Genomic DNA, 12,996 nt, shown 5'->3' on the forward strand with positions numbered 1-12,996 from the left:
AGATGTAGAACATTTCGTGAAAATCAAGCCGGCGCCAGCGGCCGGCCCTCGAAGATCGTCTCCATCGAGAAAACGCCGGTCACGCGTTCCAGATCCATGTCGGCGATCAGGCGCTTGTAGAGCGCGTCATAGCCCGCCATGCCACCCACCACCGCCTTGGCCATGTAATCCCATTCGCCGCCGATGCGGTGGAACTCGGTGATCTGCGGCAGCGATTCGATGCGGGCGCGAAAGCGCCGCGCCCAGGCGTCGTCGTGATGCCGGGTGCGGATCATGACAAAGACCGTCAGCCCCAGCCCCAACGCAGCCGCATCGATGACCGCGCGGCTGCCTTGCAGCACGCCGGCCTCGGTCAACCGCTGCAACCGCCGCCAGCAGGCATTCTGCGACAGGCCCACCCGCTCGGCCAGCTCGCGCTGCGACAGGCTGGCATCGCGTTGCAACAGCGACAACAGGCGGTTGTCGATTTCATCGATTGAAAAGATCTTGTCGTTCATTTGACAACCAATAATCCGAATAATCGTGGATATTCAGAATGATTCCTCGCTGGATGCGGGTCAAGATGCACGCATGAAGATGAGGAACCCGATGCCGCCTTTCGACAACTATCTTGCCCGGCTGGGCGACGATCCGATGCAGGTGATCCATGACGGCGTGATCGGCCGCGATGCGGTGATCGACGGACCCTTCGGGCCGCGCCGGATGATCTATGCCGATTACATCGCCTCGGGCCGGGCATTGCGGCCCATCGAGGAATGGGTGATGGAAAACGTCCTGCCCTGGTATGCCAACAGCCATACCGAGGCCAGCCATTGCGGCGGCACGATGACCCGGATGCGCCGCGCGGCGCGCGAAGCGATAGGGTTGTGCACCCATGCCGGCGCCGAGCATGCGGTGATCTTTACCGGCTCGGGGGCGACGCAGGGCATCAACCGGCTGGTGCATCTGATGGCCGCCGGGCCGGGAACCACGGTGCTGCTGGGCCCCTATGAGCATCACTCGAACATCCTGCCCTGGCGCGAAAGCGGCGCCGAGATGGTGACGATCCCCGAAACCGCGACCGGCGGGCCTGACTTGGCGGCTTTGCGCGCGGCGCTGGCGCGGGCCGAGGGTCCCGTGATCGGCAGTTTCTCGGCCGCCTCGAACGTGACCGGCACGTTGACCGATGTCGCGGCGGTCACGCGCATCCTCAAGGCGGCGGGGGCCAAGGTGATCTGGGACCATGCCGGCGGCGCGCCTTACCTGCCCATCGACATGCGGCTGGGCATGGATGCGGTGGTGATCTCGCCGCACAAGTTCATCGGCGGGCCGGGCGCCTCGGGCATCACCGTCCTGCGCCGCGACGCGGTGGTGGCCGACCGCCCCACCCTGCCCGGCGGCGGCACGGTGCGCTTCGTCTCGCCCAAGAGCCACGACTATGCCCAGTCGCTGGAGGCGCGGGAAGAGGGCGGCACCCCGAACGTGATCGGCGACATCCGCGCCGCGCTGGTCTTTCTGACCAAGGCCGCCGTGGGTCAGGACGCCATCGACGCGCGGAATGCCGAATGGCTGGCGCTGGGGATGGCGCGGCTGCGCCACCATCCGCGCATCGAGCTGCTGGGCAATCTGGATGCGCCGCGCCTGCCCTTCTTCAGCTTCCGCATCCGCGACGGGCAGGGCGGATACATCCACCAGCAACTCGCCACGCGGATGCTGTCGGACCTTTACGGCGTGCAGGCGCGGGGCGGCTGCGCCTGCGCCGGGCCTTACGTCCATCACCTGCTTGGGCTGGAGGCCGAGGATTCGGCCCGGCTGCGCGCCGCCATCCTGGCGGGGGACGAGATCGAGAAGCCAGGCTTCGTGCGGCTGAACCTGTGCTGGGCGGCGCCGCGCACAGAAATCGAGGCGATCCTGGATGCCGTCTGCGACCTGGCCGATCAGGCGGCCGATCATCTGGCGCATTACCGCTGCGACCGGGCGACCGCGATCTTTACCCCGATTGCGGCCGAGTAGCGCAGGGACGCGAGATATATTCCCGCACCAGGGCCACGCGGCGCGGGCGAAAGCTGGTGCCGCCGGGACGCATGGCCCGGATGCGCGGCACATGGAAGGTGCGGAAATCCTCGCGCAGCTTGCAATGCGCCAGCAGCATCATGTGATTGTCGCTGTAGCTGAGGCCCAGCGGCCAGATCTCGCGCGTCGTGGCGGCGTCGTGCAGGTCGAGATAATCGATGACCAGGCTGCGCTCTTCCCACAGGGCCGCGCGCAGCAGCGCCATGTCCACCTGCGGGCTGGGACGCTGCGCCGGCGCGCGAAACAGCCGCATGGTGGTGTGCATGGCATGGCGGCCCTGGCTTTCCGGCAGGGTGGCGATGATGCGGGCCAGCGCATCCTCGCCCGCGCGGGTCAGTTCGGGATCGCCCAGCGTGCGCAGCCCCGAAATAGCCAGCAGCAGCGCCTCGATCTCCAGCCGCGAAAAGCTTTGCGGCGGCAGCGCCGGATCCTCGGTCAGCGCATAGCCCAGCCCCGCCTCGCCGTCGATCAGCGCGCCGCCAGCGCGCAGCGTGGCGATGTCGCGGTAAAGCTGGCGGCGCGAGACGCCGGTCTCTTCGGCCAGCCGCGCGGCCGTCACCGGCGCGGGCAGGCGGCGCAACGCATCCATCAGGCGCATCAGCCGGTCGGTGCGGGACATGCTGTCACCTTCTGTCAGGGGGCCTGCGCCATTCTGCCCCGGTCAACACAGGAGGCCAAGATGCTGACCCTTTATCACGCCCCTAAAAGCCGCTCGTCGAGCATCCTCGTCCTGCTGGACGAATTGGGCATCCTCGACAAGATCGAGATCCGCCGGGTCACCATCCCGCGCCAGGACGGCTCGGGCGGGCGCGATCCGGCCAACCCGCATCCCGAAGGCAAGGTGCCCTATCTGGTCAATGGCGCGGATCATGTGCGCGAACGCGGCGCCATCATGCTTTACCTGACCGACATGTTCCCCGAGGCGGGGCTGGGTCCGCTGCCGGGCGATCCGGGGCGCGGCCAGTATCTAAGCTGGCTCAGCTGGTATCAGGGGGTGCTGGAGCCGGTGGCGATCCTGAATTTCTTCAAGATCGAGCATCCGGCGCTGGAGGCGACCTTTCGCGACTACGACACCGTGATCCAGCGGCTGGACGAGGTGCTGGGCAAGCAGAGCTGGCTGCTGGGCAACCGCCTCTCGGCCGCGGACCTGCTGATCGCCAGCCCTTTCCTGTTCTTCGGCGAAGGCATGCCGCGAACCGCCGCCATCGACGAATGGGCGCGGCGGATTCAGTCCCGACCCTCGATGGCGCGGGCGGCAGGGATCGACGGCTGAGGCGCCGCGGCAGGCAGCTTGGCCAGTTGCACCATCAGGATGCCCGCCGCCACGATCAGCGCGCCGATCACGTCCGAGACGCCGAACCGTTCGCCCAGCAGGGCCGCGGCGATGCCGACGCCGAAGATCGGCGACAGGAAATGAAAGGTCGCCGCCCGCACCGCGCCGATGCGGTTGACCAGCCGGAACCACAACCAGGTCGCGCCGATGCCGGGCGCGATCACCGTATAGGCAAAGGCCCAGACCAGGCCCGCGCTCCATTCCACCGGGCGACCCCATTCCATCAGCACGGCCGGGATCAGCAGCAGGGCGGCGCCGACCGCCATCTGCAAGCCGACGAGCATCATCATGTTGCGGCTGCCGCCCGCCCCGCGCGCCGCCAGCGTGGCAAAGGTCAGCGCCACCATGCCGATCAGGCACAGGATCACCCCCGGCACGTCCAGCCCGTGCTGAAGCCGCACCCCCATGATCAGCGTGACGCCGGCAACGCCCGCGACCAGCCCGGCCACAGCGATGGGGCGCAGCCGCTCGCCATAAAGCAGCCAGCCCAGGAAGGCGACGACAAGCGGCATCATCGAGGCGATGATGGCCGAGACAGAGGCCTCGACATATTGCATGGCGACCCAGCTGAAGCCCAGGTAAAGCGCGTTCTGGCACAGGCCGAACAGGATCACCGTGCGCCATTCGGTCCTGTTGAGTCGCCAACTCTGGCCCATCGCTCGGGCCAGCGGAATCGCCACCAGGGCGGACAGGCCGAAACGGATGACCAGCGCGGTCAGCGGCGGGGCGGCCAGGACGATCATGCGCGTCGAGGTGAAGGCCGAGGCCCAAAGGACCGCAAAGCCGAAACCCATCAGAATGGCCCTGAAATCCATGTCGCCCCCCTGCCCTTCACCCATGGGCTAGCAGATGGGCCGGCGGGCGCAAGGGCCGGAACTGGATCGGGGGCCGGATCGGGGGCCCGAAACGAGAGAAGCCGCGCAGGTCATGCGCGGCCCCTTGTGCGGCGAAAGCCGGGATCAGGCGTTCACGCTGTCCTTCAGCGCCTTGGCGATGGTGACCTTGACCACCTTGTCGGCGGGCTTCGTCATCATCTCCTGGGTTTGCGGATTGCGGACCTGACGCTCGGGGCGGGTGCGGCACGCGACCTTGCCGATGCCCGGCAGGGTGAGGGCGCCACCTTCGGCGACCGTGCGCGACACGACGGCCGAAAGCGCGTCCAGAGCCGCGGCGGCGGTCTTCTTGTCGCTGCCCATTTCATCGGCCAGCGTGGCGACGAGCTGGGTCTTGGTCATCGGTTTCGAAGCGGCCTGGGCCATTTTCTGTCTCCTCGTTGTTCCCCGTTCGGGAAATTTTCGGACGCCACCTTGGCGGCACGCCTGCCGCTACACAAGCTTTTTCAGCGCAGATCAAGCTTTTTCGGCGGTTTTCCCCAGCAAACGCTGCGAAATTCGCCGCCAAGGGGCCGTTCTAGAGGAAGGCGGTCTCGTTAAACGAGCGCAACTTGCGCGAGTGGATGCGTTCCAAGGGCGTCTCGCGCAGCTTTTCCATGGCCCGGATGCCGATCAGCAGGTGGTTCGCGACCTGGGTGCGATAGAAATCCGTGGCCATGCCGGGCAGCTTCAACTCGCCATGAAGCGGCTTGTCGCTGACGCAAAGGAGCGTGCCATAGGGCACGCGAAAGCGGAAACCGTTCGCGGCGATGGTGGCGCTTTCCATGTCCAGCGCGATGGCGCGCGATTGCGACAGGCGCTGCACCGGCCCGGACTGGTCGCGCAGCTCCCAGTTGCGGTTGTCGATGGTGGCGACGGTGCCGGTGCGCATGATGCGCTTGAGCTCATAGCCGTCAAGCTGCGTGACCTCGGCCACCGCCTCTTGCAGGGCGACCTGCACCTCGGCCAGGGCGGGGATCGGCACCCAGACAGGCAGGTCGTCGTCAAGCACATGGTCCTCGCGCAGATAGGCATGGGCCAGCACGAAATCGCCAAGGCTCTGGCTGTTGCGCAGCCCGGCGCAATGGCCGACCATCAGCCAGGCATGCGGGCGCAGCACGGCGATATGGTCGGTCGCGGTCTTGGCGTTCGAGGGGCCGACGCCGATATTGACCAGCGTGATGCCGTCGCCATCCGGCCGCTTGAGGTGATAGGCCGGCATCTGCGGCATCTTGGCGCCGGTGGCGATGATGTCCTCGGGACGCTCCAGGATCTGGTTTCCGGGCGCGACGAAGCCCGTATAGCCCGAGTTCGGGTCGGCCAGCGCGCGGCGGGCGAAGGCCTCGAACTCGTCCACATAGAACTGGTAGTTCGTGAACATCACGAAATTCTGGAAATGCTCGGGCAGGGTCGCGGTGTAATGCGCCAGCCGCGCCAGCGAGTAATCGACGCGCTGCGCGGTAAAGGGCGCCAGCGCATGGCTGCCATCCGGGTTCGGCCCGGCGATGCCGTTCACGATGTCGTCGTTCATCGTGTTCAGGTCCGGCACGTCGAAGACGTCGCGCAGCGAATAGTCCAGCACGCCTTCCTGCGGGACGTTCAGGTCGCTTTGCGTCGCCACGGCGAAATGCACCGGCATCGGCGTGCCGCTTTCGCCGATCGCCACCGGCACGCCGTGATTGCGCATGAGCAGGCCGATCTGTTCCGTCAGGTAGCCGCGGAACAGGTCGGGCCGGGTGATCGAGGTCGAATAGGTGCCCGGCAGCGCGACATGGCCGAAGGACAGGCGCGAATCCGTCTTGGAATGGATCGGCACGGTCATGCGCAGTTCCGGGTAGAAGGCGCGATAGCGCGCCGCCGGCCGGCCGCCTTGCAGCGTGGCAAGGAAACGGTCCAGCAGGAAATGCGACGCACGGTCGTAAAGCTCGATCAGCCGCGCCACGGCGGCGGCCGGGTCGTCGAAATAGACGCGCTCGGCGGGCTCGGGCGTCTCGATGGGAAGTCTCCGGCTGTCGGTCAACATGCGCGCTCTCCAGTTTCGGCGGAGAGTGCCAGCGCCGCCGCGGGCTGGCAAGCCGGCACCGGACGCCTTATCTGAGGGACGAAGGAGTGATCCGCATGGAATTTTCCGTTCTCGATCTGGCGGTGGTGGCCGAGGGCTCGGACGCCCGGCAGGCCATCGCCAATTCCGTCGCGCTGGCGCAAGCCGCCGAGGGATGGGGCTACAGCCGCTTCTGGCTGGCCGAACATCACAACATGCCCGGCATCGCCAGCGCCGCCACCGCGGTGCTGATCGGCCATGTGGCGGACCATACCAGGGCGATCCGCGTCGGTGCCGGCGGGGTCATGCTGCCCAATCACGCACCGCTGGCCATCGCCGAACAGTTCGGCACGCTGGCGACGATCCACGGGCCGCGCATCGACCTGGGCCTGGGCCGCGCGCCGGGCGGCGACGGTGCGGTGATGCACGCATTGCGCCGGTCGATGCAGCGCAACGAGGATTTCCCCAACGACGTGGTCGAGCTTCTGCGCTATCTCGGCCCGCCGCGCCCCGGCGCCCCGGTCGCGGCCCATCCGGGCGAGGGCACGAACGTGCCGGTCTGGATCCTCGGCTCGTCGCTTTACGGCGCCAGCCTCGCCGCTGCGCTTGGCCTGCCCTATGCCTTTGCCAGCCATTTCGCCCCCGGCGATCTGGAAGAGGCGCGGCGGCTTTACCGCGAGCGGTTCCAGCCCACCGAATTCGGCGAAAAGCCGCGCTTCATGCTGGCGGTGAACGTCATCGCCGCCGAGACCGATGCCGAGGCGCAGCGGTTGCGCAGCAGCCAGCAGATCAGCTTTGCCCGGCTGCGGCTGGGCATGCCCGGCCTGCTGCCGCCGCCGGTCGACGACGTGCTGGACGCGATCCCGGTGCGCATCCTGCCCACGGTCAACGCCGCGCTGGCCATCAGCGCCGTCGGCAGCCCCCAGACCGTCGCGGCCGAACTGGACCGGCTGATCGCCCGCCACCAGCCCGACGAGCTGATTCTCGTCGGCAATATCTACGACCAGGTCGCACGGCACCGTTCCTTTGCCATCGCGGCCGAGATCCTGCGGGGGCGCACATGATGAGGATGCTGGTCTTCGGTCACGGCTATTCTGCCGGTTTCCTGACGCCCTTGCTATTGGCCGAGGGCTGGCAGGTCACCGGCACCACCCGAGGCGCGACGGATCGCGTGGCGCAGGCCGGGGCCGAGCCGCTGCGCTGGCCGGGGCAAGAGGATGCCGTGCGCAAGGCCATCGCCCAAGCCGACGCGATCCTGATCTCGGTCGGACCGGAACAGGGCGCGGACCCGGTGCTGGCAGCCTTCGGCACCGAGATCGCCGCCGCCCGGCCGCGCTGGCTGGGCTATCTTTCCACCACCGGGGTCTATGGCGACCGGGACGGCGGCTGGGTCGACGAGGACACGCCCTGCACCCCCTCGACCCGGCGCGGGCGCGAGCGGGTCGCGGCCGAGCTGGGCTGGCAGGCTTTTGCCGCCGAACACGGCCTGCCGCTGCATATCTTTCGCCTTGCCGGGATCTACGGACCGGGGCGCGGACCCTTTGCCAAGGTGCGGGCGGGCACGGCGCGGCGCATCGTCAAGCCCGGCCAGATCTTTTCCCGCATCCATGCCGAGGACATCGCGCAGGTGCTGCTGGCCTCGATCAAGGCGCCGCATCCCGGCGCGATCTACAATGTCTGCGACGACGATCCCGCCCCGCCCGAGGCGGTGATCGGCCATGCGGCGGAACTGCTGGGCCTGCCCATGCCCCCCGCCGAAGACTATGCCAGCGCCGAGATGACGCCGATGGCGCGCAGCTTCTATGCCGAGAACAAGCGCGTCTCGAACCACCGCATCAAGCGGGAACTGGGCGTGACCCTGCGCTATCCCGACTATCGCGCCGGGCTGGCCGCGCTGGCGCGAGCCGAGGGGATCCCTGCCTAGGGCGCGATCGAGCAGCAGCCCGTCAACATGCGCGAGGGCTGCTCTTGCCCGTCCAGGATCACGCTGACCGCCAGCGCATGGCCGCGGTCCGACATGCCGTCCGAACATTGCTCGGGCCGCATGAACGCCGTGAGCCGCCCCTTGTCATCGCCGGCGATGATGCCCCGCGTGGGCTCGCCCTCGATGCCGCGGTCCATGACCTTGCGCAGCGAAAGCTGGCGCTCCGGCGCATCGGGCTCGCTGAAGATCAGCCCTTTCTGCACCGTCTTGACCGACCAGAAGGGCTCGGTTCCGCTGCAACGCAGCGCCAGCGGCAGTTCGGCCGGCTTCCAGACCGTGGCCTGCGGCTTGAGAAAGCGCAGCGCCACCCAGCCCGTGGTCTCGCCCACGTTCACCAGCCCCCACTTGCCCGAGGCGTCGCGGTCCAGCAACTCGACGCCCTTGGCGGTCGAGGCAAGCCTGCCGATGATCTTGGCCTGGCCGTCCGGCGCCTCGCGCACGTTCAGCTTGTCCCAGGTCTCGACCACGGTGACGTCGAACAGGTTCGGCAGATAATCCTGCGCCTGCACCGCCAGCGGCGCGGCAAGGACGAGGCCGGTCAATAGGATACGCAGCATTGTCACCTCTCAGGCACGTTTCGCCAGCGCCACGCCCAGGACTTCCAGCACCTTGGCCTCGATGTCGGGGGCGGACATGCGGGCCTCGCGATACATGGCCTCGGGGCTGGCATGGTCGATGAATGTGTCGGGCAGCACCATCTGGCGGAAGCGCAGCCCGCCGTCGAACACGCCCTCGTCCGCAAGCAGTTGCGCGACCAGGCTGCCGAAGCCGCCGACCGCGCCCTCTTCGATGGTGATCAGCGCCTCATGCGTGCGGGCAAGGCGCAGGATCAGGTCGCGGTCCAGAGGCTTGGCGAAGCGGGCATCGACCACCGTCGGGCTGACGCCACGCGCCGCCAGCGACTCGCGCGCGCGCATTACTTCCGACAGCCGGGTGCCGAAGGACAGGATGGCGACGCCCTTGCCCTCGGCCATGACCCTGCCCTTGCCGATCACCAGTACCTCGCCGCGCTCGGGCATCTCGACGCCGGTGCCCTCGCCGCGCGGATAGCGGAAAGCAATGGGCCCCTCGTCATGGGCCGCCGCGGTGGCGACCATATGGACCAGTTCCGCCTCGTCGGCGGCAGCCATGACCACCATGCCGGGCAGGTTCGCCAGGAATGCGACGTCATATGCGCCGGCATGGGTCGCGCCATCGGCGCCGACCAGGCCGGCGCGGTCGATGGCAAAGCGCACCGGCAGGCGCTGGATCGCCACGTCGTGCACGACCTGGTCGTAGCCGCGCTGCAGGAAGGTCGAATAAAGCGCGCAGAACGGCTTCATCCCCCCCGCCGCCAGCCCGGCCGAGAAAGTCACGGCATGCTGCTCGGCAATGCCCACGTCGAAGCAGCGGCGCGGGAAACGCTCGGCCATCAGGTTCAAGCCGGTCCCGTCCGGCATGGCGGCGGTGACGGCGACGATGCGGGCGTCGCGGCTGGCCTGATCGACCAGCGCGCGGGCAAAGACCGAGGTATAGCTGGGCGCGTTCGATTTCGCCTTGGCCTGCGCGCCGGTCTCGACGTCGAATTTCGCCGTGGCATGGCCCTTGTCGGCGGCGCGCTCGGCCGGGCCGTAGCCCTTGCCCTTGCGGGTCACGACATGCAGCAGAACCGGCCCCGTCGCCCGTGCCTTGACCGTGCGCAAAAGCGGCAGAAGCTGGTCGAGGTCGTGGCCGTCGACCGGGCCGATATAGGAGAACCCCAGTTCCTCGAACAGGGTGCCGCCGACGGTCATGCCCTTGAGCATCTCCTTGGCGCGGCGCGCGCCCTCTTGCAGCGTAGGCGGCAGGAAGCCGACGGCGCCCTTGGCCACGGCCTTCAGATCCTGGAACGGGCCCTCGGCGTAAAGCCGGGTCAGATAGCGCGACAGCGCCCCGGTGGGCGGCGCGATGGACATCTCGTTGTCGTTCAGCACCACGAACAGCCGCTTGCCCAGGTCGCCCGCATTGTTCAGCGCCTCGAAGGCCATGCCCGCGCTCATCGCGCCGTCGCCGATCACCGCGATGGCATCGCCCGGATCGCCACCCAGTTCGCGCGCCATGGCAAAGCCCAGCGCCGCGCTGATCGAGGTCGAGCTGTGCCCGGCGCCGAACGGGTCATAGGGGCTTTCCGACCGCTTGGTGAAGCCGGAAAGCCCGCCCTCCATCCGCAGGGTGCGGATGCGGTCGCGCCGCCCGGTCAGGATCTTGTGCGGATAGCACTGATGGCCCACGTCCCAGATGATCTTGTCGCGCGGCGCGTCAAAGACCGCATGCAGCGCCACGGTCAGCTCGACCACCCCCAGCCCGGCACCCAGATGGCCGCCGGTCACGGAAACGGCGCTGACCGTCTCGGCCCGCAACTCGTCGGCAAGCTGGCGCAGCTCGCGATCGGTCAGATCCTTGAGGTCGGATGGCAGATGCACCCGGTCCAGGATCGGCGTCGAAGGGCGGTCGGAAGTCTCATGGGTCATGGCTTGCCCCTCTCCGGGCGGGCTGTCAGGCGTCGCGTTCGATAACGAAACGCGCAAGCTGCCGCAAGTTTCCTGCGCCCTCGCCATAGGGTTCCAGCGCTGTTTCGGCATTGCGCACCAGCGTGCGCGCCTTGTCCCGCGCCCCTTCGAGGCCCAGCAACGACACGAAGGTCGCCTTGTTGGCGGCGCCGTCCTTGCCGGTGCGCTTGCCGGTGTCGGCCTCGTTACCGGTCACGTCCAGGACATCGTCATGGATCTGGAAGGCAAGGCCCAGGTTGCGGGCATACTCCGCCAGCGGTCCGGTATCCTGCCCCGCCATGACGGCGCCGGCGGTGGCGGAGAACTGGATCAGCGCCCCGGTCTTGGCTTGTTGCAGCCGCTTGATGGCCATCAGGTCCAGGGGCTCGACGGCGGTCTCGGCGGCGATGTCCAGCGCCTGCCCCCAGACCATGCCGCGCCCGCCGACCGCCTCGGAAAAGCCGCTTACCAGCGCCAGGCGTATCTCGGGCGCGCCGATCTGCGCATCGGTCAAGAGGCCGAAGGCCAGGCTTTGCAGCGCATCGCCGGCCAGGATCGCGGTCGCCTCGGACCATCGCACATGCACGGTGGGCAGGCCCCGGCGCAGGTCGTCGTCATCCATCGAGGGCAGGTCGTCATGCACCAGGCTATAGGCATGCAACGCCTCGACCGCCGCCGCGACGGGCAGCGATTCCCGGTCGCGCAGCCCGAACAGCCGCGCCGATTCCATCACCAGGAAGGCGCGGATGCGCTTGCCGCCGATGCAGGCATAGCGCATCGCATCGGTCAGCTCGCCCTCGGGCAGGCCGGCCATGGCCCCGTCCAGCGCAGCCTGCACCTGCGTCTTTACCTCATCGAGGCGGTCCAGCATCACAGCCCCTCGGCCGGCACGGTGCCCGTGGGTTGGCCATTGGCCGCCAGCGTGATCTTTTCGACCCGCTCCTCGGCCTCGCGCAGGCGCTTGTCGCAATGCGCCCGCAACGCCGCGCCGCGTTCGTAAAGCTTGATCGATTCCTCCAGCGTGGCCTCGCCATGCTCCAGACGACCGACGGTCGCCTCAAGCTCTTTCATCGCCTCCTCGAAGGACATGTTCTCGATCTCGGTCCCGGTCACGCGGCAGTCTCCCTCAGCACATCGACATGGGCGCGCGCCGAGCGGCCCAGAGCGGCCAGATCATAGCCCCCTTCCAGCGCCGATACCACCGGGGCCGAACAGGCCGCCGCCGTATCGCAGATCATCCGGGTGATGGCGGTGAAATCACCATCGTCCCACATGAGCGAGGCCAGAGGATCCTCGGCATGCGCATCGAAGCCGGCCGAGACCAGCACCAGTTGCGGCCGCCACGCCTCGACCCGGGCGCAGATCGCCTGCCAGACCGCGCGGGCCTCGCCCCCGCCGCTGCCCGGCGCCAGCGGGAGGTTGACGACCTGCCCATGCGCCCCCCGCTCCGACGGCGCACCCGTGCCGGGATAAAGCGGCACCTGATGCGTCGAGGCGAACAGCGCCCGCCGCTCGTCCCACAGCACGTCCTGCGTGCCGTTGCCGTGATGCACGTCGAAATCCAGCACCGCCACCCGGTCCAGCCCGTGATGCTCCAATGCCCGCAGCGCCCCGATCGCGACCGAGGAAAAGATGCAGAACCCCATGGCCTTCATGCGCTCGGCATGATGGCCCGGCGGTCGCATGGCGACAAAGGCGCTGGGCGCCTCGCCCGCCAGCACCGCATCCACGGCGGCGCAGACCCCGCCGACGGCATGGCGCGCCGCATTCAGGCTGCCCGGCGACAGATAGGTGTCCGAATCGAGCATGCTCCAGCCCTCGCCCGGCGCCTTCCGGCGCAGGAGCGACAGGTATTCGGGAGGATGGGCGCGCAGAATGTCCTGATCCGCCGCCTCGGGCGCCTCGCGCCGCTCAAGATCCGCCCCGTCAAGCACCGCCAGCACGGCATCCAGCCGGGCCACCTGTTCGGGATGGCTGGGCGGCGTCACATGCGAAAGCCCCGAGGGATGCGTGTAAAGCAAGGTCATCCACCCAAGGATTATGTGCAGCTTCCCCACGCGGCAAGCCAATCTTGCGCACCCGGCCCCGCAGGGACGGGAAAACGGCCCCCTTGCTGCTCCCGTGCGCAATGACGCCGCCGGAAACCCGCCCTTTTTCCGTTTTCCAAATACCCTCGGGGGGTCCGGGGGCAGACAGCCCCCGGCGGC

General features: G+C 68.2%; 14 protein-coding genes. 4 read left to right on the forward strand and 10 right to left on the reverse strand.

Features of this window, described 5'->3' with window-relative positions:
- Positions 1-23 precede the first annotated feature (23 nt).
- Positions 24-497 (reverse strand): Lrp/AsnC family transcriptional regulator, encoded by a 474-nt coding sequence (locus BLT64_RS11770; RefSeq protein ID WP_011746757.1) that lies wholly within the window; start codon positions 495-497, stop codon positions 24-26.
- 73 nt (positions 498-570) lie between these two features.
- Between BLT64_RS11770 and BLT64_RS11775 the strand changes: the two genes are divergently transcribed.
- Positions 571-1,992, forward strand: a complete 1,422-nt coding sequence (locus tag BLT64_RS11775) for an aminotransferase class V-fold PLP-dependent enzyme (RefSeq protein ID WP_011746756.1) — start codon at positions 571-573, stop codon at positions 1,990-1,992.
- Here the strand turns inward: BLT64_RS11775 and BLT64_RS11780 are convergent.
- Entirely contained in the window at positions 1,970-2,671 is a 702-nt protein-coding gene (locus tag BLT64_RS11780; protein WP_011746755.1) for a helix-turn-helix transcriptional regulator, read from the reverse strand. The genes BLT64_RS11775 and BLT64_RS11780 overlap by 23 nt on opposite strands.
- Before the next feature lie 60 nt (positions 2,672-2,731).
- On the opposite strand from BLT64_RS11780, the gene BLT64_RS11785 reads away from it, so the two are divergent.
- The gene (locus BLT64_RS11785) at positions 2,732-3,325 is read left to right on the forward strand and encodes a glutathione S-transferase family protein (protein WP_011746754.1); all 594 of its coding nucleotides are present in this window, start codon (positions 2,732-2,734) and stop codon (positions 3,323-3,325) included.
- Here BLT64_RS11785 and BLT64_RS11790 read toward each other — a convergent pair.
- The 3 genes from BLT64_RS11790 to BLT64_RS11800 form a co-directional block, all read right to left on the reverse strand.
- Positions 3,280-4,200 (reverse strand): DMT family transporter, encoded by a 921-nt coding sequence (locus BLT64_RS11790; protein ID WP_011746753.1) that lies wholly within the window; start codon positions 4,198-4,200, stop codon positions 3,280-3,282. The two genes, BLT64_RS11785 and BLT64_RS11790, sit on opposite strands and share 46 nt — an antisense overlap.
- A gap of 144 nt (positions 4,201-4,344) precedes the next feature.
- Complete coding sequence (locus BLT64_RS11795; RefSeq protein WP_011746752.1) at positions 4,345-4,644, reverse strand: HU family DNA-binding protein; 300 nt, start codon at positions 4,642-4,644, stop codon at positions 4,345-4,347.
- A 151-nt stretch (positions 4,645-4,795) separates the two neighbouring features.
- Entirely contained in the window at positions 4,796-6,280 is a 1,485-nt protein-coding gene (locus BLT64_RS11800; RefSeq protein WP_011746751.1) for an AMP nucleosidase, read from the reverse strand.
- A gap of 95 nt (positions 6,281-6,375) precedes the next feature.
- Between BLT64_RS11800 and BLT64_RS11805 the strand changes: the two genes are divergently transcribed.
- On the forward strand, positions 6,376-7,362 hold the full coding sequence (locus BLT64_RS11805) for an LLM class flavin-dependent oxidoreductase (protein WP_011746750.1): 987 nt from the start codon (positions 6,376-6,378) through the stop codon (positions 7,360-7,362).
- Positions 7,362-8,222 carry an SDR family oxidoreductase gene (locus BLT64_RS11810; RefSeq protein WP_128493024.1) on the forward strand — a complete coding sequence of 287 codons (861 nt, stop codon included), beginning with the start codon at positions 7,362-7,364 and terminating at the stop codon, positions 8,220-8,222. Before BLT64_RS11805 ends, BLT64_RS11810 begins: the two co-directional genes overlap by 1 nt.
- Here BLT64_RS11810 and BLT64_RS11815 read toward each other — a convergent pair.
- Genes BLT64_RS11815 through BLT64_RS11835 form a run of 5 tightly spaced genes read right to left on the reverse strand, consistent with a single transcriptional unit; the run spans position 8,219 to position 12,816 of the window.
- Complete coding sequence (locus BLT64_RS11815) at positions 8,219-8,839, reverse strand: COG3650 family protein (RefSeq protein ID WP_011746748.1); 621 nt, start codon at positions 8,837-8,839, stop codon at positions 8,219-8,221. The genes BLT64_RS11810 and BLT64_RS11815 overlap by 4 nt on opposite strands.
- A 9-nt stretch (positions 8,840-8,848) precedes the next feature.
- Positions 8,849-10,771: a 1-deoxy-D-xylulose-5-phosphate synthase gene (gene dxs / locus BLT64_RS11820; protein WP_011746747.1), complete on the reverse strand. Its 1,923-nt coding sequence runs from the start codon at positions 10,769-10,771 to the stop codon at positions 8,849-8,851.
- 25 nt (positions 10,772-10,796) lie between these two features.
- Complete coding sequence (locus BLT64_RS11825; RefSeq protein ID WP_011746746.1) at positions 10,797-11,660, reverse strand: polyprenyl synthetase family protein; 864 nt, start codon at positions 11,658-11,660, stop codon at positions 10,797-10,799.
- Positions 11,660-11,878, reverse strand: coding sequence for an exodeoxyribonuclease VII small subunit (locus BLT64_RS11830; protein WP_041530058.1), 219 nt, complete (start codon positions 11,876-11,878; stop codon positions 11,660-11,662). The genes BLT64_RS11825 and BLT64_RS11830 overlap by 1 nt, the downstream gene beginning before the upstream one ends.
- Before the next feature lie 20 nt (positions 11,879-11,898).
- Positions 11,899-12,816 carry a histone deacetylase family protein gene (locus BLT64_RS11835; RefSeq protein WP_041529741.1) on the reverse strand — a complete coding sequence of 306 codons (918 nt, stop codon included), beginning with the start codon at positions 12,814-12,816 and terminating at the stop codon, positions 11,899-11,901.
- Positions 12,817-12,996: the final 180 nt, after the last annotated feature.

This window comes from Paracoccus denitrificans (genome assembly GCF_900100045.1).
Lineage (GTDB): Bacteria > Pseudomonadota > Alphaproteobacteria > Rhodobacterales > Rhodobacteraceae > Paracoccus > Paracoccus denitrificans.

Excerpts from the sequence above, each read along its gene's own strand:
- BLT64_RS11800 (WP_011746751.1), bottom strand. The coding sequence starts at position 6,280 with ATGTTGACCGACAGCCGGAGACTTCCCATCGAGACGCCCGAGCCCGCC.
- BLT64_RS11830 (WP_041530058.1), bottom strand. The coding sequence starts at position 11,878 with ATGTCCTTCGAGGAGGCGATGAAAGAGCTTGAGGCGACCGTCGGTCGT.
- BLT64_RS11780 (WP_011746755.1), bottom strand. The coding sequence starts at position 2,671 with ATGTCCCGCACCGACCGGCTGATGCGCCTGATGGATGCGTTGCGCCGC.
- BLT64_RS11790 (WP_011746753.1), bottom strand. The coding sequence starts at position 4,200 with ATGGATTTCAGGGCCATTCTGATGGGTTTCGGCTTTGCGGTCCTTTGG.
- BLT64_RS11815 (WP_011746748.1), bottom strand. The coding sequence starts at position 8,839 with ATGCTGCGTATCCTATTGACCGGCCTCGTCCTTGCCGCGCCGCTGGCG.
- BLT64_RS11835 (WP_041529741.1), bottom strand. The coding sequence starts at position 12,816 with ATGACCTTGCTTTACACGCATCCCTCGGGGCTTTCGCATGTGACGCCG.
- BLT64_RS11810 (WP_128493024.1), top strand. The coding sequence starts at position 7,362 with ATGAGGATGCTGGTCTTCGGTCACGGCTATTCTGCCGGTTTCCTGACG.
- BLT64_RS11770 (WP_011746757.1), bottom strand. The coding sequence starts at position 497 with ATGAACGACAAGATCTTTTCAATCGATGAAATCGACAACCGCCTGTTG.
- BLT64_RS11775 (WP_011746756.1), top strand. The coding sequence starts at position 571 with ATGAAGATGAGGAACCCGATGCCGCCTTTCGACAACTATCTTGCCCGG.
- dxs (WP_011746747.1), bottom strand. The coding sequence starts at position 10,771 with ATGACCCATGAGACTTCCGACCGCCCTTCGACGCCGATCCTGGACCGG.
- BLT64_RS11805 (WP_011746750.1), top strand. The coding sequence starts at position 6,376 with ATGGAATTTTCCGTTCTCGATCTGGCGGTGGTGGCCGAGGGCTCGGAC.
- BLT64_RS11825 (WP_011746746.1), bottom strand. The coding sequence starts at position 11,660 with ATGCTGGACCGCCTCGATGAGGTAAAGACGCAGGTGCAGGCTGCGCTG.
- BLT64_RS11785 (WP_011746754.1), top strand. The coding sequence starts at position 2,732 with ATGCTGACCCTTTATCACGCCCCTAAAAGCCGCTCGTCGAGCATCCTC.
- BLT64_RS11795 (WP_011746752.1), bottom strand. The coding sequence starts at position 4,644 with ATGGCCCAGGCCGCTTCGAAACCGATGACCAAGACCCAGCTCGTCGCC.